Origin of the sequence: Halovivax cerinus (genome assembly GCF_024498195.1) — an archaeon.
Classification (GTDB): domain Archaea; phylum Halobacteriota; class Halobacteria; order Halobacteriales; family Natrialbaceae; genus Halovivax; species Halovivax cerinus.
The window spans coordinates 646,433-669,640 of record NZ_CP101824.1; the positions used below are offsets into that span (position 1 = coordinate 646,433).

Annotated in this window: 26 protein-coding genes; 12 read left to right on the forward strand and 14 right to left on the reverse strand. The window is 65.7% G+C overall.

Annotation, left to right across the window (positions count from 1 at the left end; translation table 11 throughout):
- Positions 1 to 185: 185 nt before the first annotated feature.
- Positions 186 to 635, forward strand: coding sequence for a universal stress protein (locus tag NO366_RS02990; RefSeq protein ID WP_256532832.1), 450 nt, complete (start codon positions 186 to 188; stop codon positions 633 to 635).
- Positions 636 to 734: 99 nt separating this feature from the next.
- Here the strand turns inward: NO366_RS02990 and NO366_RS02995 are convergent, their stop codons facing one another.
- Positions 735 to 1,886 carry an aminotransferase class V-fold PLP-dependent enzyme gene (locus NO366_RS02995; RefSeq protein ID WP_256532833.1) on the reverse strand — a complete coding sequence of 384 codons (1,152 nt, stop codon included), beginning with the start codon at positions 1,884 to 1,886 and terminating at the stop codon, positions 735 to 737.
- A complete protein-coding gene (locus NO366_RS03000) occupies positions 1,886 to 3,277 on the reverse strand; it encodes an FAD-dependent oxidoreductase (RefSeq protein WP_256532834.1) in 1,392 nt (463 codons plus the stop codon). Before NO366_RS03000 ends, NO366_RS02995 begins: the two co-directional genes overlap by 1 nt.
- A 312-nt stretch (positions 3,278 to 3,589) precedes the next feature.
- Here NO366_RS03000 and NO366_RS03005 point away from each other — a divergent pair, with 312 nt between their 5' ends.
- Together NO366_RS03005 and NO366_RS03010 are read left to right on the forward strand one after the other, a co-directional pair.
- Positions 3,590 to 4,843, forward strand: coding sequence for an MgtC/SapB family protein (locus NO366_RS03005; RefSeq protein ID WP_256532835.1), 1,254 nt, complete (start codon positions 3,590 to 3,592; stop codon positions 4,841 to 4,843).
- Between the two features lie 274 nt (positions 4,844 to 5,117).
- Complete coding sequence (locus NO366_RS03010) at positions 5,118 to 5,588, forward strand: Hsp20/alpha crystallin family protein (RefSeq protein WP_256532836.1); 471 nt, start codon at positions 5,118 to 5,120, stop codon at positions 5,586 to 5,588.
- 103 nt (positions 5,589 to 5,691) lie between these two features.
- On the opposite strand, the gene NO366_RS03015 is transcribed toward NO366_RS03010, so the two are convergent.
- From NO366_RS03015 to NO366_RS03030, 4 genes are all read right to left on the reverse strand, one after another.
- Positions 5,692 to 6,159 (reverse strand): VanZ family protein, encoded by a 468-nt coding sequence (locus NO366_RS03015; protein WP_256532837.1) that lies wholly within the window; start codon positions 6,157 to 6,159, stop codon positions 5,692 to 5,694.
- 232 nt (positions 6,160 to 6,391) lie between these two features.
- A complete protein-coding gene (locus NO366_RS03020; RefSeq protein ID WP_256532838.1) occupies positions 6,392 to 6,643 on the reverse strand; it encodes a HalOD1 output domain-containing protein in 252 nt (83 codons plus the stop codon).
- A gap of 92 nt (positions 6,644 to 6,735) precedes the next feature.
- Positions 6,736 to 7,371, reverse strand: coding sequence for a DsrE/DsrF/DrsH-like family protein (locus tag NO366_RS03025; RefSeq protein ID WP_256532839.1), 636 nt, complete (start codon positions 7,369 to 7,371; stop codon positions 6,736 to 6,738).
- A 1-nt stretch (position 7,372) separates the two neighbouring features.
- Positions 7,373 to 7,618 carry a sulfurtransferase TusA family protein gene (locus NO366_RS03030; protein ID WP_256532840.1) on the reverse strand — a complete coding sequence of 82 codons (246 nt, stop codon included), beginning with the start codon at positions 7,616 to 7,618 and terminating at the stop codon, positions 7,373 to 7,375.
- Positions 7,619 to 7,872: 254 nt separating this feature from the next.
- Here NO366_RS03030 and NO366_RS03035 point away from each other — a divergent pair, with 254 nt between their 5' ends.
- The 5 genes from NO366_RS03035 (at position 7,873) to NO366_RS03055 (ending at position 12,624) form a co-directional block, all read left to right on the forward strand.
- Positions 7,873 to 9,120: an MBL fold metallo-hydrolase gene (locus tag NO366_RS03035; protein ID WP_256532841.1), complete on the forward strand. Its 1,248-nt coding sequence runs from the start codon at positions 7,873 to 7,875 to the stop codon at positions 9,118 to 9,120.
- 20 nt (positions 9,121 to 9,140) lie between these two features.
- Entirely contained in the window at positions 9,141 to 9,659 is a 519-nt protein-coding gene (locus tag NO366_RS03040; protein ID WP_256533994.1) for a YeeE/YedE family protein, read from the forward strand.
- A complete protein-coding gene (locus tag NO366_RS03045) occupies positions 9,659 to 10,129 on the forward strand; it encodes a YeeE/YedE family protein (RefSeq protein ID WP_256532842.1) in 471 nt (156 codons plus the stop codon). Before NO366_RS03040 ends, NO366_RS03045 begins: the two co-directional genes overlap by 1 nt.
- Positions 10,130 to 10,178: 49 nt before the next feature.
- Positions 10,179 to 11,354 carry an inorganic phosphate transporter gene (locus tag NO366_RS03050; RefSeq protein WP_256532843.1) on the forward strand — a complete coding sequence of 392 codons (1,176 nt, stop codon included), beginning with the start codon at positions 10,179 to 10,181 and terminating at the stop codon, positions 11,352 to 11,354.
- A 910-nt stretch (positions 11,355 to 12,264) separates the two neighbouring features.
- A complete protein-coding gene (locus NO366_RS03055) occupies positions 12,265 to 12,624 on the forward strand; it encodes a hypothetical protein (RefSeq protein WP_256532844.1) in 360 nt (119 codons plus the stop codon).
- A gap of 396 nt (positions 12,625 to 13,020) precedes the next feature.
- Here the strand turns inward: NO366_RS03055 and NO366_RS03060 are convergent, their stop codons facing one another.
- From NO366_RS03060 to NO366_RS03075, 4 genes are all read right to left on the reverse strand, one after another.
- The gene (locus NO366_RS03060; RefSeq protein WP_256532846.1) at positions 13,021 to 13,191 is read right to left on the reverse strand and encodes a hypothetical protein; all 171 of its coding nucleotides are present in this window, start codon (positions 13,189 to 13,191) and stop codon (positions 13,021 to 13,023) included.
- Between the two features lie 551 nt (positions 13,192 to 13,742).
- Complete coding sequence (locus tag NO366_RS03065) at positions 13,743 to 13,883, reverse strand: hypothetical protein (RefSeq protein ID WP_256532847.1); 141 nt, start codon at positions 13,881 to 13,883, stop codon at positions 13,743 to 13,745.
- 94 nt (positions 13,884 to 13,977) lie between these two features.
- Positions 13,978 to 14,136 carry a hypothetical protein gene (locus tag NO366_RS03070; RefSeq protein WP_256532848.1) on the reverse strand — a complete coding sequence of 53 codons (159 nt, stop codon included), beginning with the start codon at positions 14,134 to 14,136 and terminating at the stop codon, positions 13,978 to 13,980.
- Positions 14,133 to 14,504: a hypothetical protein gene (locus tag NO366_RS03075; RefSeq protein WP_256532849.1), complete on the reverse strand. Its 372-nt coding sequence runs from the start codon at positions 14,502 to 14,504 to the stop codon at positions 14,133 to 14,135. Before NO366_RS03075 ends, NO366_RS03070 begins: the two co-directional genes overlap by 4 nt.
- 476 nt (positions 14,505 to 14,980) lie before the next feature.
- On the opposite strand from NO366_RS03075, the gene NO366_RS03080 reads away from it, so the two are divergent.
- Together NO366_RS03080 and NO366_RS03085 are read left to right on the forward strand one after the other, a co-directional pair.
- On the forward strand, positions 14,981 to 16,363 hold the full coding sequence (locus tag NO366_RS03080; protein ID WP_256532850.1) for an ATP-binding protein: 1,383 nt from the start codon (positions 14,981 to 14,983) through the stop codon (positions 16,361 to 16,363).
- A gap of 548 nt (positions 16,364 to 16,911) precedes the next feature.
- Positions 16,912 to 17,475, forward strand: a complete 564-nt coding sequence (locus NO366_RS03085; protein ID WP_256532851.1) for a BlaI/MecI/CopY family transcriptional regulator — start codon at positions 16,912 to 16,914, stop codon at positions 17,473 to 17,475.
- A gap of 57 nt (positions 17,476 to 17,532) precedes the next feature.
- On the opposite strand, the gene NO366_RS03090 is transcribed toward NO366_RS03085, so the two are convergent.
- Both NO366_RS03090 and NO366_RS03095 read right to left on the reverse strand, forming a co-directional pair.
- Complete coding sequence (locus NO366_RS03090; RefSeq protein ID WP_256532852.1) at positions 17,533 to 18,381, reverse strand: bile acid:sodium symporter family protein; 849 nt, start codon at positions 18,379 to 18,381, stop codon at positions 17,533 to 17,535.
- A gap of 150 nt (positions 18,382 to 18,531) precedes the next feature.
- Positions 18,532 to 19,254: a DUF2238 domain-containing protein gene (locus tag NO366_RS03095; RefSeq protein WP_256532853.1), complete on the reverse strand. Its 723-nt coding sequence runs from the start codon at positions 19,252 to 19,254 to the stop codon at positions 18,532 to 18,534.
- 104 nt (positions 19,255 to 19,358) lie between these two features.
- Here NO366_RS03095 and NO366_RS03100 point away from each other — a divergent pair, with 104 nt between their 5' ends.
- Positions 19,359 to 19,994 (forward strand): metal-dependent hydrolase, encoded by a 636-nt coding sequence (locus tag NO366_RS03100; protein ID WP_256532854.1) that lies wholly within the window; start codon positions 19,359 to 19,361, stop codon positions 19,992 to 19,994.
- A 186-nt stretch (positions 19,995 to 20,180) separates the two neighbouring features.
- On the opposite strand, the gene NO366_RS03105 is transcribed toward NO366_RS03100, so the two are convergent.
- Positions 20,181 to 20,819, reverse strand: a complete 639-nt coding sequence (locus NO366_RS03105) for a hypothetical protein (protein WP_256532855.1) — start codon at positions 20,817 to 20,819, stop codon at positions 20,181 to 20,183.
- 208 nt (positions 20,820 to 21,027) lie between these two features.
- Here NO366_RS03105 and hemE point away from each other — a divergent pair, with 208 nt between their 5' ends.
- Positions 21,028 to 22,035, forward strand: coding sequence for a uroporphyrinogen decarboxylase (gene hemE, locus NO366_RS03110; protein WP_256532856.1), 1,008 nt, complete (start codon positions 21,028 to 21,030; stop codon positions 22,033 to 22,035).
- A 61-nt stretch (positions 22,036 to 22,096) separates the two neighbouring features.
- On the opposite strand, the gene hemH is transcribed toward hemE, so the two are convergent.
- Positions 22,097 to 23,164 carry a ferrochelatase gene (gene hemH / locus NO366_RS03115; protein WP_256532857.1) on the reverse strand — a complete coding sequence of 356 codons (1,068 nt, stop codon included), beginning with the start codon at positions 23,162 to 23,164 and terminating at the stop codon, positions 22,097 to 22,099.
- Positions 23,165 to 23,208: the final 44 nt, after the last annotated feature.

Here is a 23,208-nt window from a genome sequence, read left to right on the forward strand (position 1 = left end):
GGAGTATGACGCCGATCAGGACCACGAGGGCCCCGAGGAGGAATTGGCTCGTCGGGAGTCGTCGGGACGACCGTTCAATAGACATGGTGTTGACACGCTTCCTGGGGCGATAAACCTCGTACCCTGTTCCAGCGAGCCGAGAGTCCCACCCAGTCATATTTGGTCGTCCGTCGTAGGGACCCGGTATGCACGAGACGATTCTGGTCACGACGGACCTGAGTTCGGGCGTCGACAACGCCGTCGAGTACGCCATCGACGCGGCGGCCGCTGCCGACGCGACGCTGCATGTCTTGTACGTCGTCGACGCCGATGCCTACAGTTCGTACCCGGGTGACGAGTACGTCCACGAGTTCGAGGGGCTGGAACACGCGCTCGAACAGTCCGGCCGGGAGGCCGTCGAGTCGATCGCCGAGCGAGCAACCGACGCCGGCGTCGAGACCGAGACAGTCCTGCGCCACGGCGTTCCCCACGAGGAGATCCTCGCCTACGCCGACGAGGCCGACGTCGACCTGACGGTCGTCGGATCGAAGGCTCGCTCGGGTGAATATCGTCGCCTCCTAGGGAGTGTCGCCCAGCGGGTCACCTCGATGGCCGAGCGCCCGGTGACGATCATCAAGACGCCGGTCGAGGACTGAGGGTTCCGGGTGCCGTCGTCCCCGCTCGCGGACGATTTTCCGCACCACGCCTCCACGCCATCGGGCGAACGCCCCGTTCGGAAGCGCCTCGAACTGACCTCAGAGAATTCGCTCAAGTGCGTCGAGCAGGTCGTCGACCTCGTCCGCGGTGTTGACGGCGTGGACGGAGGCGCGGATCGCGTCCGGCTCCGGGAGCGGTCGGACGACGAGTCCCTCGTCTCGTATCCGCTCGGTGACGGCCTCCGGATCGTCGACGGCGATGGTCACCAGCCCGGATTCGGGTTCGGCCGGGCTCAGCAACCGGTCGTCGGGGACGCCGTCGGCGAGTCGACTCGCCAGTCGCCGGATCTCGGACTCGATCTGCTCGACCCCGATCGCCTCGGCCGTCTCGATGGCCGTCCGGAGCGCGACGTGCGGGGCCGGGTTGATGGTCCCGATCTCGAACCGCGGGGCGCCGGGTTCCAGTTCGTAGCGCTCGGCGGTCGCCTCGACGACGCCACGGTAGCCGATCGGGCCGGGGACGAGTCGGTCGGCGACGGACTCGTCGACGTAGAGAAAGCCGCCGCCCCAGGTGCCGAGCAGCCACTTGTGGCCGGCCGCGGCGACGGCGTCGGCGCCCCAGTCGGTGACGTCGAGGGGTGCCTGGCCCGGCCACTGGACCGCGTCGACGAGGACGAGCGCGCCCGCCTCGTGGGCGATGTCGACCAGTTCGCGGACCGGGAGTCGGGTCCCGTAGTTCCACGTGAGCGCGCTGAACGCGACGAGTTTCGCGCCCTGGACAGCCTCGCGGTAGGCGTCGACATCGAGTCGGCCGCGGTCGCTCTCGACGACGCGCACCTCTGCCCCGCGCTCGCGCTCTAAGCGCTCCCAGGGGAGGATCCCGGCGGGGTGCTCCATGTCGGTCCGGACGATCGCGTCGCCGGGTTCCCAGTCGATGGCGCAGGCGACGCGGTTGATCGCGTCCGTCGTGCTCTGGGTGAGCGCGACCTCGGTCGTCTCGGCACCGATAAAGTCGGCGACCGTCTCGCGCACGTCGTCGTAGGTCTCGAACGCCGCGGGGTACATCCCCTCGCCGCTCGGCGCGTCGAACTCGTGGTACTCGAGGAAATCCTCGGCGGCCTCGACGATCGGGCGCGGACTGGGTCCGCTGGCGCCGAAGTTCATGTAGGTCACGTCGTCGAACGCGGGGATCGTCTCCCGGAGTGCCGCCGCGGACGTCGGTGGGTCCGGCGTCTCGATTCGGTCCGTCATCAGTCGTCCTCCATACGTCCGCGGAGGACCTTCGCCGCCGTCAAGATTGGGTCCCAGACCGGGCTAAAGGGTGGGGCGTACGCCAGGTCCGCGTTCTGCAGTTCCGCGACGGTAAACTCCCCCGTGATCGCGGTCGCGACCGTGTCGATGCGTTTGACGCCGTCGCGGCCAACCACGCTCGCGCCGAGGACGCGCCCCGAATCTGCGTCGGCGACGAGGGTCACGGAGAGTTTCACCCCGCCGGGGTAGTAGTGTGGCCGCGTCGGTGCGTCGATCGTGACGGAGACGGGGTCGAAGCCGGCCTCTCGGGCCACTTCCTCGTCCACGATCCCCGTCCGGGCGGCGCCCAGGTCGAACGCCTTGACGATGGCCGTTCCGGCGGTGCCACCGGTCTGCGTCGGGTCGCCGCCGACCGTCGCGCCGATGGCTCGCCCGGCGCGGTTGGCCGTCAGCGCCAGCGGGACGTGGTCGGGCTCGCCCGTGACGACGTTGTCCGCTTCGGCGCAGTCGCCGGCGGCGTAGACGTGTTCGAGCGTGGACCCGTCCGCGGCGTCGAGCGTGCGGCCGTAGTCGTCGGTCGCGATCGCGCCGGTCGGCCCGAGTTCGATGCCCGCCTCCTCGGCGAGGGCGGCGTTCGGGGCGACGCCGACGCCCACGATCACGAGGTCCGCCGCGGCCTCGTCTTCGCCACCGTCGTCGGTCTTGTACCGAACTGTTTCGACGCTAACATCGCCGTCGAAGCCCTGCACCGCAGTTTCGAGGTGGAGCTCTACCCCCTGGTCGCGCAGGTGGTCTTCGACGGTGCGGGCGGTCTCCTCGCCGAACGGCTGGAGGGTCCGGGGGAGCATCTCGTACATCGAGACGTCGAGGCCGCGGGCGTCGAGCGCTTCGGCCATCTCGACGCCGACGTAGCCGCCGCCGACGATGGCGGCCGTCTCCGGGTCGTGTTCGGCGACGTAGGACTCGATCGCGTCGGCCTCGTCCATGTCGTGGATCGTGAAGACGCCCGTCAGGTCGAGCCCGTCGAACGGCGGCTCGATCGCGCTCGCGCCGGTGCCGACCAAGAGGTCGCCGTAGGCCTGCTCGATGGACTCCCCGTCGTCGGTCTCGACCGTGACCGTCTCCGCGTCGGTGTCGACCTCGACGACCTCGTGGCCGGTCCGGAGATCGACGTCGCGCTCGTCGCGGAACTCCTCGGCCGTCACGGCGACGAGGTCGTCGAGTTCCTCGACCTCGCCTTTGACGTAGTAGGGCATCCCGCAGGCCGCGTAGGAGACCCACTCGCCCTTCTCGAAGACGATCACCTCGCGGTCGGGGTCCTCGCGCTTGGCCTTGCTCGCGGCGCTCATCCCGGCTGCGTCTCCGCCGACGACCACGAACGGATCTGACATACGCGAAGAGACGGCGGCCAGTGGTAAAGTATTTTGGAATGTGCACAATACTGTTCCGTTCGTCGGGGGTAGAGATCCGGACGCGGTCTGTTCTCTCTGTGAGTCGCTGTCGCTACGTTCTCATCGCGAGTCGACAGCAGTAGAGGGTTCGACCCGGCACTCTCCCGTCGTGAGGGGCGACACGTCCTTTTTAGGCGTCGCCGCTGTACGCGGCTGTCGGACCGCTCGAAGCGGATCACTCGCGAAGCATCGCAGTCGATACCACAGCCACGTCGTCAGGTATCGGGTTCCAGTCTCCGGGTCCCAGCCACGATGATCGAAACGCTCCCCGTTCCCGATCTGTTGCTCAGGGTGTGCGTAGCCATCGCGACGGGCGGCCTGATCGGACTCGAACGCGAGCGCTTGCCGACGCGGAAGTTCGCCGGACTGCGGACGCTCGCCCTCCTGTGCGGGGCTGGCCCGCTCGTCGTCTCCGTCGGCGACCGGGCCGGCGAACCGGCGCTGATCGGCGTCTACCTCGCGCTGGCCGGTGCGCTCGCGGTGCTCGTGGCGTACATCCGCTTCTCGTTGGACGGGGCGAACGTCGGGCTCACTACGTCGGTCACCGTCTTCGTCGTCGCGCTGCTCGGGGCGCTCGTGGGCTACGGGGCGTACTTCGAGTCGACGTCGATCGCCATCCTGCTGGTCGCTCTCCTCGCCGAGCGCGACCGACTCCACCGCTACGTCGGCGCCATCACCGATCGCGAACTCGAGGACTCGCTGAAACTCGGCGCGCTCGTGTTCATCCTGTATCCGATCCTCCCCGGCGAGCCCGTCGATCCCTACGGCGTGCTGGCGCTCCGGGAGGTGCTGACGTTCACCATCTTCGTCCTCGTGATCCAGTTCGGCGCGTACGTGTCGATGCGCCAGCTCGGCGGATCACGTGGTCTCGCCCTCACGGGATTGCTCGCGGGCGCGGCCAACTCGTTCGCGGCCGCCGGCGTCCTCGCCAGACTGTCGAGGCAATCGCGGGAAGCGACCGACGCCGTCTCGGCTGCCCTGCTGCTCGCGACGACCTCGATGATCGCTCGGAACGTCGCTATCGCGATCGTCCTCGGAATCGGTCTGACGCTCCCGTTGCTGGGTCCGACCGCCGCGATGGTCGCACTCGCACTCGCGTTCGCGGCCTATCACTGGCGCTACGGCGACGTCACTGGCGCGTTCGATCTCGATATCGGGTCGCCGCTGTCGATGGTGGCTGCGGCCAAGTTCGCGATCGCGTACGTCGCGATCCTCGTCGTCTCGGTCGTCGCCGAAGAACTCTTTGCCGAGCTCGGTCTGTACGCGACGGCGTTCGCGGGCGGACTCGTCTCGTCGGCCGCCGTCTCGGTCACCGCGGCGACGGTGTTCACCGGCGGGACGATCGGTGCCGAGAGCGCCGCCGGGATGGTGGTCCTCGGGATTGCCGCCAGCCTGGCCTCGAAGCTCGCCCTGATCGACAGGGTGGACAGCCGCCTCCGTCGGCCCGTCGCGATTCCGCTACTCGCTATCGGGCTGGTCGGCCTCGTCGTGTTCGTCTTCGTCTGAGGCGCGTCGGTTCGGGTCGAACTGGCAGTCGATCCGGGCACGGGCACGGTCGGTCCGGGTGGAGCCGTGGCCGATTCGGGTGACGGCCTAACCGATCCGGGTGACGCCGCGGTCGGCCCGGGCGACGTCCTGGCCGATTCGGGTGACGGGGTGGTCGGTCCGACCATCGTCCTGGCCGATCCCGGTGCACCACGGCTCCGACCACCGCGGCATGCACTTCCCTGTAAAACGTTTAGCAGTGTGGTCGGTGGAGCCCCGTCCGGGTGTCACGCACGTGAGTACCGATCGGAACCCGTTCAGATCGATCGAAGAACAGTTCGACCAGCTGCGTCGCCAGTTCGAGACCATGCTCGAGGACTGGGACGGTGACCGCTACAGCTCGTCGGAACAGCTGCGCGCCGCGTCCGGGATGGGCGTCGACCTCGAAGATCGCGACGAGGAGTACGTGCTGACGGCGGACGTTCCGGGATTCGACCGCGACGAGATCGACGTTCGCCTCGTCGACGACACCGTCCACATCACGGCCGAGCGAGAGCGCTCGGCCAGCGAGGACTCCGACGATCACTATCTCCGGAGCGAACGCGAACACGAGACGATGCGACGGTCGGTCCGTCTTCCGTCGGCCGTCGAGGCCGCAGACGCCGAGGCGACCTGCCACAACGGCGTGTTGACGATCACGCTCCCGAAGGCGGACCCGGAGGACCTCGATGGGCAGCGAATCGACGTCCAATCGCACGATCAGTGACGACGATCCGGTCACCGTGGCGGGTTTCCGACCGACTGGTCCGCCGCTGTGGCCAGTTTCACCCGTCGCTCCGGCGGCGATATGGGCGGCTCACACTGGTACGCTACTCCCGCTGGAGCGCACCGTGTTCGGGCGATTCCGCGTCCCGTTTGATCGGCTGGGCCGATCGCGAGCCCGTCCGTTCGCCGTCCGATTCAGTGTTCACGACGGGCCGCCAACGGAACCAGTACAGGGCGCCGAGCACAGACCCGAGCGTTCCGGCGGCGACGTCGGCCCGTTCGTGCGCGCGGCCGGGAACGTACAGCTGGAGCAGTCCGGTTGCCGTCCCGATCGCGGTCGACCAGACCACCGCCAGAAGCCCGCTCTGGGCGCGTCCGATCCCCTCTGCCGCGAGCGCGTCGGCGACGGCCACCGACAGGCCGAAGTAGCCGAGCAGGTGCAACGCCTTGTCCGGCCCGACCAGTGCGAACTCGGGGCGACGACGAAACGGCAGGGGAAGCAACGACCCGCCGACCAGCACCAGCGCGATGGCACCGACCGCCGACCAGGGTCGGTCCGGACCACGGCTCATGTGCGTACGTCGTCGGCCGTCCATTTCATACCCGGGCGGTGTCGAGTCGTGTGAGAATCGACCGGCTGGGCGTCGAGCGGGCACCCCAGGTAGCGCGCATTCGAGGGACGGCCGGACGAGCGAGCCAGCTGGTCGGCCAGTAGTGTGAGTCCGGGTCGAAGCTATCGGCCGGGGTATCTCGTACTCGCGTTTCAGTGGGCACGAGTCGGGAGCCGCGTCACGAGCGACGGATTCACTCGAGTTCGACGCGGCCATCCGCGTCGACGGTGACGTCGTGATCGCGGTAGGAGAATCGTATCGCGCCTCGCCGCGAGCCGCTCGGCGTGTCGGCGAACACCCGATCGAGTGCCGACGGATCGACGGCCGCGTGCAACGGGGGATCGAGCGTCGCCGGGTCGGTGCCGTCCGCTTCGGCGACGGCCTTGACGACGCGCAAACTGGGCTGTTCGTCAGTCGTGATCGTGGAAGGCGTGTTCGTGTTCATGTGTGGTAGTGGGGTGTTGCCAGGGTCTGTGGTAGGAGGGTTCCTGTGTGCCTGTCCGATGTGCTCGTGTCCGGATCCGAGCGAGTGTCGTGTTAGACCAGCAACTGGACGTCCGATTCGGCCATGTGCTGGATCGCGGTGGCGGCGCCGACGCCGGTGGTGACGCCGTCGTAGAAGTCGTCCTCGTCGTAGTCCATCAGCTCGATCGTCATCTGGCAGGCCTGGAGGTCGACGCCGCTCTCTAACGACAGGTCGATGAGCTCCTCGATGGTGGCCGTGCCGTTCTCGTCGATCTTCTTCTCCATCATCTTCGTCGCCATCGCGTCCATGCCGGGGAGCGCGGCGATCGCGTTCGGGAGCGGCATGTTCGGGTTGCCGACGGCGGACAGTTTGAGGTCCTGTGAGTTCTCCTCGTGGAGGATGTCGAGCCCCCAGAACGTGTGGAAGACCACGACGTCCCAGCCGAAGGCGGCGGCCGTGCTCGCCAGGATAAGCGGCGGATAGGCCATGTCGAAGGTGCCCTGGGTGGAGACGATGGTCATCTTCTTGCCGTCCTCGCCGGTCTCGGTCTCGACGACCTCTCGCGGGTTCCCCGCTCGGTCTTCCGCGGCGCGTTGCGCCGCGCTCTCTTCGAGCTCTTCGACGCGCTCGCGCAGCGCCGCGAACTCCTCGGGGTCGATCTCCGATCCGGCGGTTCCCGCCGCGGATGGTTCGTTGTCCGTGCTCATCTTACGCGGTCTTCTCGACGTAGTGTTTGTAGACGTCGTCGCCCTCGACCTGGTCCAGGAGTGTCACGCCGTCCGTGCCCTCGGCCCAGCCTGCGAGGTCGCTCATGCTGCCGGAGTCGGTCGCGACGACTTCGAGGATCTGGCCCTCGTCTAGGTCGTCGACCGCACCCTTCGTCTTGACGACGGGCATTGGGCAGGACTGTCCTTTCACGTCGAGCGTCTCGGTGATGTCGTATTGCGAACTCATGTTGTATCGGTGCTCTGTATTGGAGCTACCACACAATATTGGGGCAGACCATAAAAGAATGTCGATTAGTGGGGTGGATACGAACAACCGTGATATCGAGGGTATGAAATAGTGGGCCTATATCGGCTCATCACGCACGCATACGGACGAACAACAAATTACCTCCACACGGGACTGGCGTTCAGTATTGTGCGGATAGGGGATTACTATGAAAACCCTTATGTGCGAGTACCCGGTACGGAGCGGTGTACAACATGGCCGACATGGACTTGCCAGAAATCGATGCGGAGGTCGAATCGATCGAACCAGCCGAGCTGAAAGCCCGAATCGACGACGGCGAGCAGGTCACACTGCTCGACACGCGCATGGAGTCGGAGTACGACGAGTGGAAGATCGACGGCGAGACCGTCGACTCCATCAACGTCCCGTACTTCGAGTTCCTGGACGACGAGATCGACGACGACGTTCTCGCCCAGGTTCCCGACGACCGCGAGGTCACGGTTCTCTGTGCGAAGGGCGGCTCCAGCGAGTACGTCGCCGGCGTCCTCACAGAGCGTGGCTACGAGACGAACCACTTAGAGGACGGGATGAACGGCTGGGCGCGTATCTACGAGCGCGTCGAGGTTTCGCGCTACGACGGCACCGGGACGCTCTACCAGTACCAGCGTCCCTCGAGCGGCTGTCTCGGCTACCTCCTCGTCGACGGCGACGAGGCCGCCGTGGTCGACCCGCTGCGGGCGTTCACCGATCGCTACCTCGACGACGCCGACGAACTCGGCGCGGACCTCACCTACGCCATCGACACGCACATCCACGCGGACCACATCAGCGGCGTCCGTCAGCTCGCAGAGCTTACGGGCTCGTCACGAGCGGAGCGAAGTGACGGCGTCCGTGCACTCGACGACGAAGGCGTCGAGGGCGTGATCCCCGAGGCCGCCGTCGACCGCGGCGTCACCTACGCGGACGAGGTCACGCTGGCCGCCGACGGCGACGAGTTCGCTGTCGGCGACGCGACGATCGAGACCGTCTCCACGCCCGGGCACACCTCCGGGATGACCTCCTACCTGCTCGACGACTCGCTGCTGGCCACCGGTGACGGCCTCTTCGTCGAGAGCGTCGCCCGTCCCGACTTGGAAGAGGGCGACGACGGCGCACCCGAGGCCGCGGGACAGCTCTACGACTCGCTCCAGGAACGCGTCCTGACGCTGCCCGACGACACGCTGATCGGTGGTGCCCACTTCAGTGACGCGGCCGACCCCGCCGCAGACGGAACCTATACGGCTCCGATCGGCCAATTAGCAGACGAGATGGACGCACTCACGATGGCGAAGGACGACTTCACCGACCTGATCCTCTCGGACATGCCGCCCCGTCCGGCCAACTACGAGGACATCATTCCGACCAACCTCGGTCAACAGGCCGCCACCGACGACGAGGCGTTCGAACTCGAACTCGGCCCGAACAACTGCGCGGCCAGTCAGGAATCACTGGCTGGTGACTGAACACCGTGATCGAGAACGCAATGCTCGCTGACCTCACGCCGCTGCTGGCGGCGGCCGACCTCACGTCGCTCGCCATCCCGGCCGAGCCGTTCCCCAACGGCATCAGCCGCTACGCCATCGGGGGGCTGTTCGTCGGCCTGGGCGCGGTACTCATCTACCTCGGGACGGGGATCATCGCCGGCGCGAGTACCTTCCTCGAGTCGACGTTGTCGTACGTCTCCGGACAGTCGCGCTTCGCGAAGTACCGCTACGATCGCGACTGGCGCGTCGTCTTCACCGTCGGCATCGTACTGGGAGCGGCGGTCTACGCCGTCCTCTGGCAGGGCGGCGCCTGGACGACGGACGTCCAGCCCTGGCGGCTCCTGGTCGGCGGCGTGTTCGTCGGCATCGGGACCCGCATCGGCAAGGGCTGCACCTCGGGCCACGGTGTCTGCGGCGTCGGTTCGGCCTCGAAGACCTCGATCGTCGGCGTGATCACGTTCCTCGCCGTCGCGATCGTGACCGCACAGGTGGTCTCCGCACTGGGGGTGAGCCCATAATGGGCGCCCCAGACAGAACCGAGCACCCGCTGTTCGCACCGCTCGTGCTCGTCGGCGGTCTCATCTTCGGGTTCGGGCTCGCTTACAGCCACATGGCGCGGCCGGAGGTCGTGCTCGACTTCCTCCAGTTCGAGGACTTCGGGCTCCCGTTCGTCATGTTCGGCGCGGCGATCGTGACGGGGATCGCGTTCTTCCTCGTTCCACGGATCCGCGACCGCGCGCCGATGACGGGCGACGCGTACGAACGCCGCCTCAAGCCCTTCGATCGCAACGTGCTGATCGGCGGCTCGATCTTCGGCGTCGGCTGGGGCCTCTCGGGCATCTGCCCCGGCGCGGCCTACGCCAGCCTCGGCATCGGCAACGTCACCATCCTGTGGGCGCTCGTCGGCATGTTCGCCGGCGCCTACCTCCAGGGCGTCTGGCGCAGTCGATCCCAGGACACCGACGCAACGGCCACCTCGGCCGACTGAGCACCACGATTCGAACGATAGCGATTCCCCTTCACTCCCTACACGATAGATGGATCTAGCGACCGTTCTCCTGTTCGGCGTGGCCGCGCTCGCGAGTCTCTTCATGGCCTGGGTCATCGGCGCCGGTTCGAGCGGCGCGACACCCTTCGCTCCCGCGGTCGGCGCGAACGCCATCTCGACGATGCGGGCCGCCTTCGTCGTCGGGATTCTGGGCTTCGTGGGGGCGGTGACGCAGGGCGCGAACGTCTCCGAGGCGGTCGGCAGCGGCCTCGTCGACGGCGTCTCCCTCCCGCCGACGGCCGTCATCGTCGTCCTCCTGATCGGGGCGGGCCTGATGGCGATCGGGATCGCGACCGGCTACCCAATCGCGACGGCCTTCACCGTCACCGGGTCGGTGATCGGCGTCGGGCTGGCCCTGGGCGGCTCGCCCGCGTGGGCGAAGTACGTCGAGATCGGTTCCCTGTGGCTCTTCACGCCGTTCGTCGGCGGCGGGATCGCCTACGGAATCGCGAGCGTTCTCCCCCGCCCGTCCGTCCCCGAGACCCGGAGCGTCCCGATCCTCGCCGGCGTCGTCGGGGCCGTCCTCGCGAATCTCGACTTCGCGTTCCTGGCGCCGATCGGCGGCAGTCTCGCGGCCGGCGGCGCCCGCGTGCTGCCAGCCGGGCCGACCGCGAGCGCAGCCGTCACCTCGCTCGCCGTCGGGCTTTTCGCCGCGGCCGTGGTCCGCTGGGACGTCGGTCGCGACCTGCACGGTGGCCTCCGACGATTCCTGCTCGTCCTCGGCGGCCTCGTCGCCTTCTCCGCCGGCGCGAGCCAGGTCGGGCTCGCCGTCGGTCCGCTGCTCCCGCTCACCGAGGACCTCGCGTCCGTGCCGATGGTCGCGGTCCTGCTCGGCGGCGGCCTGGGGATCCTCGTCGGCTCCTGGACCGGTGCACCCAGAATGATCAAGGCGGTCTCCCAGGAGTACGCCTCGCTGGGACCGCGTCGCTCCATCGCGACGCTCACCCCCTCGTTCCTCATCGCCCAGACGGCCGTCCTGCTGGGCGTCCCGGTCTCGTTCAACGAGATCGTCGTGAGCGCGATCGTCGGCAGCGGTCTCGCCGTCGGCGGGGCCAGCGCGATCAGTCCGAGAAAGCTCGGCGTGACGGTCCTCGCGTGGATCGGCTCGTTCGTCCTCGCGTTCGTCCTCGGGTACGGCGGGATGGCGGTCATGGGGGCGGTGTAGGGGACACGGCGGATGTCTGAATACGTCGACACATTGGTACAGTGCCGGGGACGATTCCGAGAACGGGGCTTTCATCGACCGCCACGAGAAGTAACCGGCTGCTCGAGCAATTTCGACAACCCTGGTGCGGTGCGCGTGGTCGGTGCACGTGCTGGCTGACGCTCTCGACTCTGAGAGCAAGCCGTACGTCCCTTCTCCCTCGATCGTCTGCCAGATTCTGGCCTGTACCAGCACCTCATATCGCCGGTTTTCTACTCACTCTCGTGATCGCCCCTACGAAGCTGTTGAGTAGGGTCCTTTTCTCGATCTCGTCACTTGCATTCGACACTAATTCAATATATTAATCACTCATGGGTGGATACACTATCGTAAGTAGCGGGACGACGAGCGTGATGGACCAGTGCGATCAATCCAGGTACTCGAGCAGTCTTCGGGAAATACGACTCGGGCAGACCACGTTATCGGCGTCGATGAGTCCGGTACCGTCGTCGGGCCGGACCCATTTACCCTCGCTGTGGTCCGATGTCCGCGCAAAAACGGTGAACGACTCGCAGAACTCCTTCTGGAGCACGAGTTGGCTCCGTGGCGAGCGAAATCCAAGACGCTCGCGGAGTATGCGACGCCGAAACAACGAAATGGCCGGGTTCGAGCGTTATTGGCGTCATTGGACGCGGAAGCAATCCCGTGGCGGGTGGCTGTCGGACGCTCGCACGAATCGATCCATCACAAAGCGGCGGCCGTCTGTATTCTCGCAAAAAAGACGATCACGTCCGCTCGCGCGTTCAGCGGTGATTCGATCCTTCTTCCGGATGGGGCGCCGAGTATGTACGGTTCTAGTCAGGCGCACCTCCGAACTCAGGCCTCGCAAATATTCGATGGGCCGTTTCAGTCGACGTTCGGTGGTGTGTACGTGACCGGACTTCCGAAAGCCGATCTCACGTATCCCGAAGTGATCGCCGCCGACTACATTGCTGGCTACGTCCGAAGCGTGATCGATGCGGGCGTCGAGCAGGTGGAATCCCTTCCAGAAAATGTCGTTCGATTCGACACGAACTGGCGCGAACCGTCCGTCTCCCCCACGCCGTTCTATCAGATCCGCGGCGGTAATGGTGACTACGGGGACATCGACCGGACACGTATTGCAGCGTGGATCAAGGGACGACGCCCTGACGACGGTGGGTTCGATGTCCACTCACAGTGGGAGAACACGATCGAGATGCTCGAATCACGGCGAGTACGAAACTATCTATCCGAACGGTTCGCCCCGTAGAATCGGACGTCGACAGGACGTAGGCAACTACCCCACGCCCCTAGCCGGATCAGTCCCGAGGGGTCGACCCAGCGGGCCTGGTCCGCGTCCTCACCGAATTGTACGCGGTGACAGCCGATAAACCTTTCCCACAGATCTCATCGAGTCCGTCCATCGACGGATGGGGCCTCGAAATAGACGGATCCGAGCGTTTCCTCGGGTAGCAGTGCTATGTGCGTCGACGCAGCACTCGTCGCGCTTGGGCTCAGGTCCGAAGGTGACTGCCGAGGGTCGGGTGATCCGACCGAGTGGGCGACTGGGTGCACGTCGGGCTGTGGGACGTATTGCACCGACAGTAAGCCATGAGGGCCGTGACGACCATCCCTTCCACAAATCCAATCCTACCGTGAGGACCGGTCACTCGTCTTCGAGTGCTTCGTAGATGTCCGCGTGACGGCGTCCATCGAGTTTCCCCATCTCGAGGGCGATCTCGCGTCGCTCTTCGTCGGTCTCGGCGGCCTGATATTGCTCGTACAGTCGCCGAACATCGTCGTCGATCGCCGACGTGGAGTCGCTGTCGAACGTCATCTATTCCGTAGGTGCTCGGCGTACGTCCTTCTCTGTTGCCCCAATCCATCGCAATCCGACTCTTTGAATTGGCCGCTTGCAAGTGGAACGGATACTACGTGGCCGTCGTCACGACCTGTATTGAGATGCGAAGAACAGCCGTTTGGTTTGATTTGCTATCGGACCAGGTCTCGAGCCCATCGATAACTAGTCGTTTGGTTGTATCCCCTCGGACGTTAGTCCAGCCGATCGATTCTGTCTGCAATCTGCGTCGCAGTGAACGCGTGATGGGTCTCGAGGTAGCGCTCGACGCTCTCGACTGAGTCGAACGAACGGAGGTCCCGAAGCCGCTGTCGTGTCGCGGCATCCAACCGCTGTAGGTTCTGAGAGCCATACTCGTGCCGATCGACGTAGAACACGAAGAGCACGTTGTATCGATCGGAGCCGTGTGGCACTCCTATAACGAGTCGACAGAATATCCGCCGATCGTCTCCAGCCCGAATCACTTCGAGATTATCACAGACTTCGACGGGTAAATTCAGACATCGAGAATGAACACTCAACGAACGAGATTACCGATCCAGCGCCGAATCCAGGTCGTCCGCATCGGCGGTACGACCGGTGGCAATATCTTCGATTCCGTCGATGACTCCTTCGGGAACCGCTGGATCTTCTGACTCGTCTTCGGAATCTGCTCGGTGAGTCGACACCATCGTACATACTCTACTGTGCACCGACGTGTAAGCGTTGTCCGTCGCCAATACCTCAGTCAGTTGGATTCGAGGGGCCGATTCGAGAGTGTCGATCCTACCCCTGCAGCTCCTGCACGTCCGCCAGCGTCAACCCGCAGCCGCAGGGACTCGCCGAGTGGGTGTGCGGCCCCGAGGAGGTGATGCGGACGACCGGCATCCCGCAGTTGGGACACAGCGGGAACGGGCTCTCCGCGGGATCGGGCAACTCGGTCATCGGTTCGGCCCTCCGAGCATCGACGTGACGGTCTCCCTATCCAGCGGACAGCCGCACGGATCGGCGGCGTGGAGGTGCGGCCCCAGCGTCCGAATCGTGATCACCGGCTCGTCGCAGTGGGGACACGGCGGGTACTGATCGCGCGAGACGATGCCCAGGCGGTTCGGATCGATCGGGCGCTCGACGTCGACCCGCAACTGGTCGTCCGGGGCACCGGCCGTCGCCGCGTGGACGTGATTCGGGTCGGGAACCGTGTGGATCGCATCGTAACGCGGCCGAATCGAACCGACACACACGTCGCTACGCGGATATCGGGGGTAGGCGGGCTGTGCGCGGGGTTTATGGTGGTCTGGTGTATACGGTGTCATGGCTTGCGTAAAACCCGTGGTTGGGTTTCGGAAGCCACGTCTCGGGTGCCTCTACACCCGGGGCATTTCTGCCCGCTCCGGAAGTTCGGAGCCAGTGGCTTCCGCGTGGGACAACGGGTTGGTACGTATTATATTTATTGGAAATTAGTGAATTTTGGAAAATCAGTATGATTGGGTAGTGATTGTAGAAAACGAAAGTTGGCTGGGTGATACGGCCAGACTATAATCCCGTGTCTGATAAAATGTTCTCAAGAGCCACTGTCACTGGTCTATTCGTGTTTTCTCCTAGGGGATTTATTTCCTCGTCTTGGCTAATGGGGTACTTCTTATCGCTGGTACAGGTGCTGGAGACGTAGCTGAACGGGCCGGCAGCGATCATAGCCCGATCGGAGAGTGGAAAATAGCCAATTTTGAATTAGCCTATTCAAAAATAGGCTATTCGGAAGTGTTATTCTCGAGTGGGAGAGAATAGACATATGGAACGCTTCGTGGATCGGCACCGAGAACTCTCACGACTGCGTGACTGTTACGAATCCGACGATGCCGAGATGGTGGTTATCTTCGGTCGGCGACGACTCGGGAAAACACAGCTCGTCCAGCACTCACTTTCCGACCAGGACGACGCCGTCGTCTACCAAGCCACGGAGACCACGTCGCAGATACAACGTGACGAATTCGTCGATGTTGCGGCCGACACGTTTCCTGGGATTACGGCGATCAAACAGAACTGGGAATCCCTTTTGGGGTATCTTGGCGACCACGACGGGATCGTGGTCCTCGACGAATTCCCCTACCTCATCGATGCTGACGAAAGCCTCCCGTCGGTTATCCAACGGCTGTGGGATCAACGCCTCCAGAACACCTCGGGAACGCTCGTTCTAGTCGGATCCTCGATTAGCATGATGGAGGACGCGACACTCCTCGGAAACAGCCCGCTGTACGGGCGGTTTACCGAGAAAATCGACCTCCGACCACTCGATTTCGCAGCCGCTCAGGAGTTCCTTCCGGACGACTACTCGCCCGAAGAGCAAATTTTCACGTGGAGCATTTTCGGCGGTGTCCCGTACTACCTTGACGGTGTCACTCTCGATCGGGATCTCGGAGCCGTCCTCACTAAGGAGGTCCTCTCTCAGAAGGGGTACCTCCACAATGAACCGGAGTACGTCCTCCGAACTGAACTCACAGACCCGAATCGATACTTTGCGATCCTCACGACGATCGCTGCAGGGAAGACGACAGCAAACGAGATTGCGCAAGCAGTCGGGATCGACGGGAAGCAGATTTCGACGTACACCCAAAAATTGGAACGGCTCCGACTCGTCGAGCGTGAGGTTCCACTAACCGAAGAGAAAGCGAAATCACGCCGCGGACGCTATCGAATCCGTGATCCGCTGTTTCGCTTCTGGTTCCGCTTCGTCTACGGTAACGAAGACCGATACGAACGGTTGGGTAAAGACGCCTACGAGGCGGTTATCGAACCAGAACTCCCTGACTTCGTGAGCCAAGAATTCGAGACGCTCTGTCAGGATGCGCTGCCAGATCTGTTTCCCGAGGAGACGTTCCTCGATATCGGCCGCTGGTGGTACAAGGAGCACGAAGTTGACGTCGTCGGCTTTACGGCAGACGGAACCATGGTCGCGGGGGAGTGTAAGTTCACGAACGCACCCCTCGACTACAGTGCGCTCGCTTCACTCGAAGCCCATTCTGCGGAAATCCGTTGGACACCAGATACTGGCGATACCGATATGCAATACGCATTGTTCACGCGGAGCGGCGTCACACAATCCGTACAGGAAGCGGCCTCCGAACGCGACGAGGTACACGTGTTCGACCTACGCGACGTCACACAACACGCCTGAGAGAGCCGTTCGCCGACAGGAAGTGCTCCCGCTCTGTTGAAATCCTATTAGTGCAACCCGATCGTCGCTGGAACAGCCGTTAGATAGGGTTGCCGGGCGACATAGAAATCGCTACTCGTCAGTCTCGTCGGTGAATTTGACGGCACGAAGCGCCCGCTGGGTGGTTTCGACGTCTCCATCGACTGCAGCGGCCACCTCCTCGGCTGTGGGCGCGTCTCGTCTCACGGGCATCTACGACTACGTACCTTCTGTAGGTTTGTAACTGTTTTGTGCAGACTGACATATAAGTCAAATAGCGGCCAGATCATGGCTCGGCGGCGTATACAGGCGCTTCGTGTGATTTTCTTGGAATCCCTCGATCCAGTACCAGCGCAGAAAACTGGGAAGGCACGCTCCTTTTGACGTACCGTTTCCGTCCGATCGATCTGTCGTGGAGTTCTCGCACCTTCAAACGTCTCCGGTTGCCGGTCTGTACGAGAACTACGACGAGCCTTCGTATACGACGAACCTCCTCAATCTATATTAAGACAGAGGTCGAACGAGCGCGTATGAGCGAAGACGAATCGGACACGGGACTACGAGACCGGCAGACCACCGGTGAGGACCGCGTGCGGATGGTCGCCCGGCAGTTGTCGGAGCCCCGGACGGCAAACTGGATCGCCGCCGAAGCGGACTGGTCGCACGGGCCTACCAGGCGCGTCCTCGAACGACTCGTCGAGGACGGGATCCTCCACCGCGACGACGCCGGCACGCACGCGACGTACTACCCAGACTACCGTCGGCAAGCGATGCAGGAGTCGATGCGGCTTCGAGACGGCGACCACACCGTCGAGGAACTCACCGACCGGCTCGCCGAGATGAAGGCCCGGATCAGAGCGTGGCAGGCCGAGTTCGACGTCGAATCGCCGAACCACCTTCGCGGCACGATCGCCGACGACGCGCTCGACACCGACGAGGAGGACCGCCGCCGCGAGATCGCCGGCGAGTGGGACCATCTGCAACGACGCATCGAAATCGTCGGGTTCGCCGTCCGCGAGTGGGACTTCCTGGCTCCAACGACTGAGCCCGCCGGGGCGGACCGAAACGGGATATCCGGTACCTGCCCACAATGAGCCGAACGCGAACCGCTACGCACGGCTGAAGCAGGTCGTCTGGCCCCGTCCTTCAGATCACGACGCACTTCCTCGGCCCCACCACCCGGCGACGGGCGCCGAGACCACGAGGCTGAGGAGGCCGAACGCGACGATCATCGCGAGCACGCCCGGGTCGCTAAAGCTCGTCGTGGCGACGAGCAGGGCGATGGCCACGTTTCGCGACGCAGTCGTCGTCGCGAGGACTTCCCGTGCCCCCGTCGCGGGCCCGCCCAGCGCGTACCCGAGCAGGATCGAGGCGCCGATCACGACGAGCGAGACGAGCGGCGTTCCGGTACCGACGAGTTGGCGCATCTCACCGGCGTACGCGACCGTCAGGAGGGCGACCAGGCCGACCAGGAGGACGGTCGAGAGTCGCTGGATCGGCGGGTGGACGGCGGCCGCGACGGACGGCGAGCGCGCCGCGACCCACAGCCCGCCGAGCAGCGGGACGAGCTGGGTGAGGACCACGATGCGAGCGATACCGATCGGATCGGCAGCGACGCCTGCCGGCATGAGGAGCGCGACCGTGATCGGGATCGTCGCGACGGAACCGACGCCCAGCACGGCCATCAGCCCGCTCGCGAACGCGACGTCGCTGTCCGAGATTTCGGCGAGCTTCGGACCGAAGGGTGCCCCCGGCGCGATCGCGATCACCAGAAGCCCGACGGCGTGGCTGGTCGCCATCGGGATCGCGAGGACGAACGCGAACGCCAAGAGGGGTACGACCGCGAGGTTCACGAGCAGCGATTTCGCCATAAGCCGGCGCTGTGCCAGCGACGCGAGGATCTCGTCCGGCGTCAGTGCGAGCCCCATCGAGAGCATCGTCGCGAGGACGAACCCGATCGTCACGCCGTTGACGAGCGCGGTGACCGTGGGCGCCTCCATTCAGTACCGCACGTTGGGGCGGTGGCGCGAAAAGCGGTTCGAAGGCGGAACGGCGGGGTCGGCGGACAGTTCTGCCCGTCGCTCGGGAGGCCGACTCGCGGTTCGTTCGAGTGGCCGACACCTGCCACCGATCACTCCGCTCCCTGTCCGTCACCCCTCGCGCCCGGCGACGACGATCACCGCCGAGGCGGCGGCGATCGCGCCGATGGCCACGACGAACCAACCGAGCAGCGTCCGCGACAGGCCGGGGATCGGTTCGAACAGCGGCGTGAAGAGGCGGCCGTCGAGCGCGACGACGGCGACGGCGCCAATCCCGTCGAAGAGGAGGTCGAGCGGCGTGTCGAATCGGCCGTAGTGTTCGAGGACGCGTTCGATCCCGGCGCGGTCGCTGGCGACCCTGGCGGCGTGTTCGAGGACCTCCCAGGCGGCGCCGGCCGCGAGGGTGAGGCCGATCGTCGCCGCCCCGGCGGATCGGCCGAGCGGGCCCGGCAATACGTCGGCGCCGGCGACGACCACCCACGCGTAGACGAGCGCGGCGACCAGCGCCGCCGAGACGGTGTGGGTCACGTGATCCCACCACCAGACGGTGTCGTACCAGCCGTGCATACCGAGCATGTGGAGTAAGCCGGCCAGGGCGATGCACAGCGGCAGGATCGGTCCGAAGTCGACGCTGGCGTCGACGAGACCGGCGACGGCGTACTCCACGACGAGCGGGCTCGCGGTCGCAGCGAGCGCGGCGGCCGCGTTGACCGCCACGTCCGCCTCGCGCCGGTCGACGCCGAGCCAGAGCGAGGTCACCAGCCCGCCCACGACGAGGGCGAGTCCAACGGTCACGAGGGAGATCGACGAGAGGAGGGGCACGTCGTTGTCCATACTCGGGGCGCGTGCGCCCTAATCCTTGCCATCGGGGTCGATACCGAACCGCCTTCTTTGGGCCGCGAAACGGCTATAGGGTCAGCCTCCCTAGTTTTGGTACAATGATGGCCTCGACGCACGCGTTGCTGGGGATGGCCCTCGCCCTTCCCGTCGTTGTTGGCGCACCCGAGCTGGCGCCGGTCGCGATCCTCGCCGGCCTCGTCGGTGGCCTCTTGCCGGACGTAGACCTCTACGTCGGTCACCGCCGAACCCTCCACTACCCCGTCTACGGCTGGCTCGCGGCGATTCCCGCGATCGCCGCCGCGCTGGTCGCCCCGTCGGCCGTGACGGTGGGCCTCGCGATCGCCCTCACCGCGGCCGCGCTCCACGCCGCGACCGACGTCGCCGGTGCCGGCCTCGAACTCCGACCCTGGGAGGGCGGCAGCGACCACGCGGTCTACAGCCACTACCACGACCGGTGGCTCACGGCCAGGCGCTGGGTCCGCTACGACGGCTCGCCGGAGGATCTCGGGCTCGCGAGCGTCGCCGGCGTCGCCGTGATCGGCCTGGCCGCCGAGCCCGCCGGCCCGATCGCCTGGGGCCCTGTCGGCGGCCTCCTCGCGGTCTCGACCGTCTACGTCCTCCTTCGCAAGTCGCTCGCCGACCTCGCCGTCAGGCTCGTCCGGTACGTCCCCGCCTCGCTCACGGGACACGTCCCGGACAGATATCTCGAATCGAGTTCGGCCGGGAGCCGGTAAGCGGCGCCGCGAAGCCGACCCGATGGGGACGTCCGCTGTTGGATTGGCTCTCCGGTAGCTCGGCGGCGCATCGCCTCCGTCGGTCGCCACGGAGGCTCGCGCTGGATACCGAGTTTCGGCCCGGATACGTTCTTCCGGCCCGAATCACCTTTTTCCGGCCCGCATCACGTCCTCCGCGCGGCCTCGTCAGCGCGACTCCACCGTCGCAGACCAGTAGGCGATGAGGGGCGCACCGACGGCGGTCGGCCAGAGCCACGCCGCAATCCCGATCACTGGCGTCAGATTGACGGCCGAGACGGCGCTGACGGTTGCGATGAAGGCGGCGATCATTCGCTGGAGATGCGTCACCCGCCACTCGGTCGCTCCGTCGCGACGGAATTCACGGGCGTCGAGAACGGTGAACACCACGCCGATCGCGCCGAAGACGACCATCACGATACCGAAGGTCGTTCCAGCGATGTACTGGCGGAGTCCCCAGAGAGCCAGGCCGAGACAGGCGACGAACACCGTGCCCGTGGCGATCCGGTCTGGCGCTGCCGCGTCGGTCGTCGGTCGTTTGCGCGCGAGAACTCGATAGCCCGAAAACGCGAAGTAGCCACTGAAGATGGCGACCAGTGTGAGCACCACCCTTCGGCGCGTGGGGGCGATGGCAGCGAGCCCGACCACCGTGATCACGACGACGCCCATCGAGTACACGAAGAGCCGCCCGACTCGCCGATGGCGGCGTCCGCCCTTGGTCGTCCCCAGCGCGACGACGCCGGCAAGCACGGCGATCGCTCCGGCGGCGATGTGTAGCCAGAGCGTCCAGTCCTCGAGCGTTGCCACACCGATTCAGGTCGGCACGGTCGGATAAATCTGGTGTCGGGTCCGGGCGTCACTCGGCAGCGTCCCTCGCAGCAGGTGGTCACCCGGTCAGTTCACCGTCGCGACCGAATCCACACCCCGAGGCTGGCGGCGCGGTGATCGACCCTGGCGGGTCGCGTCGGTGGGGGAGTTCGCAACTGTTAGGCGCGCCCGCCGCGAACCACCGCCAATGAGAGATCTGTTTCTCCGGGCAGCTCGCGGGGAGCGCACCGAGCGGCCGCCGGTCTGGATGATGCGACAGGCGGGGCGCTATCTCCCCGAGTATCGCGAACTGCGTGCCGACTACTCCTTCCTCGAGGCCATCTCGACGCCCGACGTCGCGGCCGAGATCAGCCTCCAGCCCTACGAGCGGTTCGACCCGGACGCCGTCGTCATGTACTCGGATATCCTGACGGTGCTCGAACCGCTCGGCTTCTCGTATCACCTCGAATCGGGCGTGGGTCCGGTCGTCGAGAACCCGGTCGAGTCGCCCGCGGATGCGGACCGCACACCCGAAGATGTCCGCGAGCACCTCCCCTACGTGGGGGAACTCCTCTCTCGCCTCTCCGACGAACTCGGGTCGGACGCCGCGACGCTCGGGTTCACCGGCGGCCCGTTCACCCTCGCCGCCTACACCTGTCAGGGCGAGCCCTCGCGGAGCTTCATGGCCGTGCGTCGACTGCGTGCCGAGCACCCCGAGGCATTCGAGCGCCTCCTGCGCGCGTTCACCGACGTCATCGCCGATTACGTCGAATTCCAGGTGGAGTCGGGTGCCGACGCGATCCAGCTGTTCGACACCTACGCCGGCCTCCTCTCGCCCGCAGACTACCGCGAGTTCCTCCTCCCGTTACACCGCGAGATCGTCGAGGCGACCGACGTCCCGACGATCGTCTTCGCCCGGAACCTCTCGGGCAACCTCGACCTGCTCGCCGACACCGGCGCCGACGTAGTCGGCCTCGACTGGACGGTCGACGTCGCCGCGGCTCGCGAGCAACTGGGCGACAGACCGGTCCAGGGGAACCTCGACCCTGCGCTGCTCTACGGCGATCCCGACACCGTCCGCGAACGCACCCTTGAGATCGTCGACGCCGCCGGCGAGGCGGGCCACATCCTCAACCTCGGCCACGGTGTCGACCGACACACCCCGGTCGAGAACGTCGCGGCCTTCTTCGAGGCGGCGCAGTCGGTCTCGCGGTAGCGTGGCGGGACAGCAGTAAGCGGGCCAATAATGGGGCGCTGATGGAGAATAGAACCGCCAACTATCGCGTTTCCGTCCGCATCCCGGCGTTCAGGCAGTAGGTTCCGGGTTCGGGCCGACACTCACACTGGCGGAGCTGGTAGTACGCTGGATCGAAACCCGCACAGAAGGGTTCGAGCAGGTCGGCCAGCAGGTCGGCGAAGCGCGGGTCGTCGTGGGGAATCGGGACCCGGTAGAGGTCGAGTCCGACGTCGGCGGCGTCTTCCGCGAGGTCGACGTCGAGTTCGGCGAGCGTCTCGGACTGTTCGTGCATGAAGCTCATCGGCTCGACGACGACGCGGTCGGCCTCGTCGCCGAGGTTCTCGACGACCTCCTCGGTCTCGGGGGCGGTCCACTCGATGCCCCGGTTGGCGTGGTTCTGGTAGCCGATGTGGTAGTCGTCGAGTTCGAGCAGGCGGGCGACCGCGGCCGCGTGTTCCTCGACGTACTCGTCGTAGCGGCTGCCGGCCTCCAGGTACTTCGTCGGCGTGCCGTGGGCCGAGAAGATGAACGCGGTGTCGGGGTCCTGCAGGTCGACGTCGGCCTCCTCGGTGTACGCGGCGATGCCGTCCGCTCGCAGGCGGTTGTACGCCGGAACGCGGTGCCAGCCGGTGACCGAGGCGAATTCAGGGTCGTAGCCGTCGAGTTCTTCGACCGCCGATTCGAGCGCGTCGATCGACGAGACGGTCGTCGAGGGGCCACACAGCGGGTAGATGGGGAGGGCGACGACCTCCTCGACGCCGTCTTCGGCGAGTTCGGCGGCGACGTCGGGGATCAGCGGCTCGGTGAACTGCATCGCGTGGCGGACGGTCACGTCGTGGCCGCGCGAGTCGAGGCGCTCGGCCAGCGCGTCGGCCTGAGCGACCGCCTGGTCCTGAAGCGGCGAGCCGCCGATCTCCTCGTACTCCGCCATGATGCTCGGGAGTCGTCGCTCCGCGAGTTCGCGCGAACGATCCCTGGCTGCCGCTTCCGACTCGGCGTCCTCCAGGTCCGCGTTGTCGAAGAAGATCCGCGTCAGATAGTCGAGCACGGTCTCGCGGTCGGGCGTCGCCGGTTCGCCGAAGTTGCACAGGACGATCCCGGTTTCCATGCCCGACGCTTGCCACCGGAGCGGTTTAGCCACTTCGGACCCGG

Excerpts from the sequence above, each read along its gene's own strand:
- NO366_RS02990 (WP_256532832.1), top strand. The coding sequence starts at position 186 with ATGCACGAGACGATTCTGGTCACGACGGACCTGAGTTCGGGCGTCGAC.
- NO366_RS02995 (WP_256532833.1), bottom strand. The coding sequence starts at position 1,886 with ATGACGGACCGAATCGAGACGCCGGACCCACCGACGTCCGCGGCGGCA.
- NO366_RS03000 (WP_256532834.1), bottom strand. The coding sequence starts at position 3,277 with ATGTCAGATCCGTTCGTGGTCGTCGGCGGAGACGCAGCCGGGATGAGC.
- NO366_RS03005 (WP_256532835.1), top strand. The coding sequence starts at position 3,590 with ATGATCGAAACGCTCCCCGTTCCCGATCTGTTGCTCAGGGTGTGCGTA.
- NO366_RS03015 (WP_256532837.1), bottom strand. The coding sequence starts at position 6,159 with ATGAGCCGTGGTCCGGACCGACCCTGGTCGGCGGTCGGTGCCATCGCG.
- NO366_RS03020 (WP_256532838.1), bottom strand. The coding sequence starts at position 6,643 with ATGAACACGAACACGCCTTCCACGATCACGACTGACGAACAGCCCAGT.
- NO366_RS03025 (WP_256532839.1), bottom strand. The coding sequence starts at position 7,371 with ATGAGCACGGACAACGAACCATCCGCGGCGGGAACCGCCGGATCGGAG.
- NO366_RS03030 (WP_256532840.1), bottom strand. The coding sequence starts at position 7,618 with ATGAGTTCGCAATACGACATCACCGAGACGCTCGACGTGAAAGGACAG.
- NO366_RS03035 (WP_256532841.1), top strand. The coding sequence starts at position 7,873 with ATGGCCGACATGGACTTGCCAGAAATCGATGCGGAGGTCGAATCGATC.
- NO366_RS03040 (WP_256533994.1), top strand. The coding sequence starts at position 9,141 with ATGCTCGCTGACCTCACGCCGCTGCTGGCGGCGGCCGACCTCACGTCG.
- NO366_RS03045 (WP_256532842.1), top strand. The coding sequence starts at position 9,659 with ATGGGCGCCCCAGACAGAACCGAGCACCCGCTGTTCGCACCGCTCGTG.
- NO366_RS03050 (WP_256532843.1), top strand. The coding sequence starts at position 10,179 with ATGGATCTAGCGACCGTTCTCCTGTTCGGCGTGGCCGCGCTCGCGAGT.
- NO366_RS03060 (WP_256532846.1), bottom strand. The coding sequence starts at position 13,191 with ATGACGTTCGACAGCGACTCCACGTCGGCGATCGACGACGATGTTCGG.
- NO366_RS03065 (WP_256532847.1), bottom strand. The coding sequence starts at position 13,883 with ATGGTGTCGACTCACCGAGCAGATTCCGAAGACGAGTCAGAAGATCCA.
- NO366_RS03070 (WP_256532848.1), bottom strand. The coding sequence starts at position 14,136 with ATGACCGAGTTGCCCGATCCCGCGGAGAGCCCGTTCCCGCTGTGTCCC.
- NO366_RS03075 (WP_256532849.1), bottom strand. The coding sequence starts at position 14,504 with ATGACACCGTATACACCAGACCACCATAAACCCCGCGCACAGCCCGCC.
- NO366_RS03080 (WP_256532850.1), top strand. The coding sequence starts at position 14,981 with ATGGAACGCTTCGTGGATCGGCACCGAGAACTCTCACGACTGCGTGAC.
- NO366_RS03085 (WP_256532851.1), top strand. The coding sequence starts at position 16,912 with ATGAGCGAAGACGAATCGGACACGGGACTACGAGACCGGCAGACCACC.
- NO366_RS03090 (WP_256532852.1), bottom strand. The coding sequence starts at position 18,381 with ATGGAGGCGCCCACGGTCACCGCGCTCGTCAACGGCGTGACGATCGGG.
- NO366_RS03095 (WP_256532853.1), bottom strand. The coding sequence starts at position 19,254 with ATGGACAACGACGTGCCCCTCCTCTCGTCGATCTCCCTCGTGACCGTT.
- NO366_RS03100 (WP_256532854.1), top strand. The coding sequence starts at position 19,359 with ATGATGGCCTCGACGCACGCGTTGCTGGGGATGGCCCTCGCCCTTCCC.
- hemE (WP_256532856.1), top strand. The coding sequence starts at position 21,028 with ATGAGAGATCTGTTTCTCCGGGCAGCTCGCGGGGAGCGCACCGAGCGG.
- hemH (WP_256532857.1), bottom strand. The coding sequence starts at position 23,164 with ATGGAAACCGGGATCGTCCTGTGCAACTTCGGCGAACCGGCGACGCCC.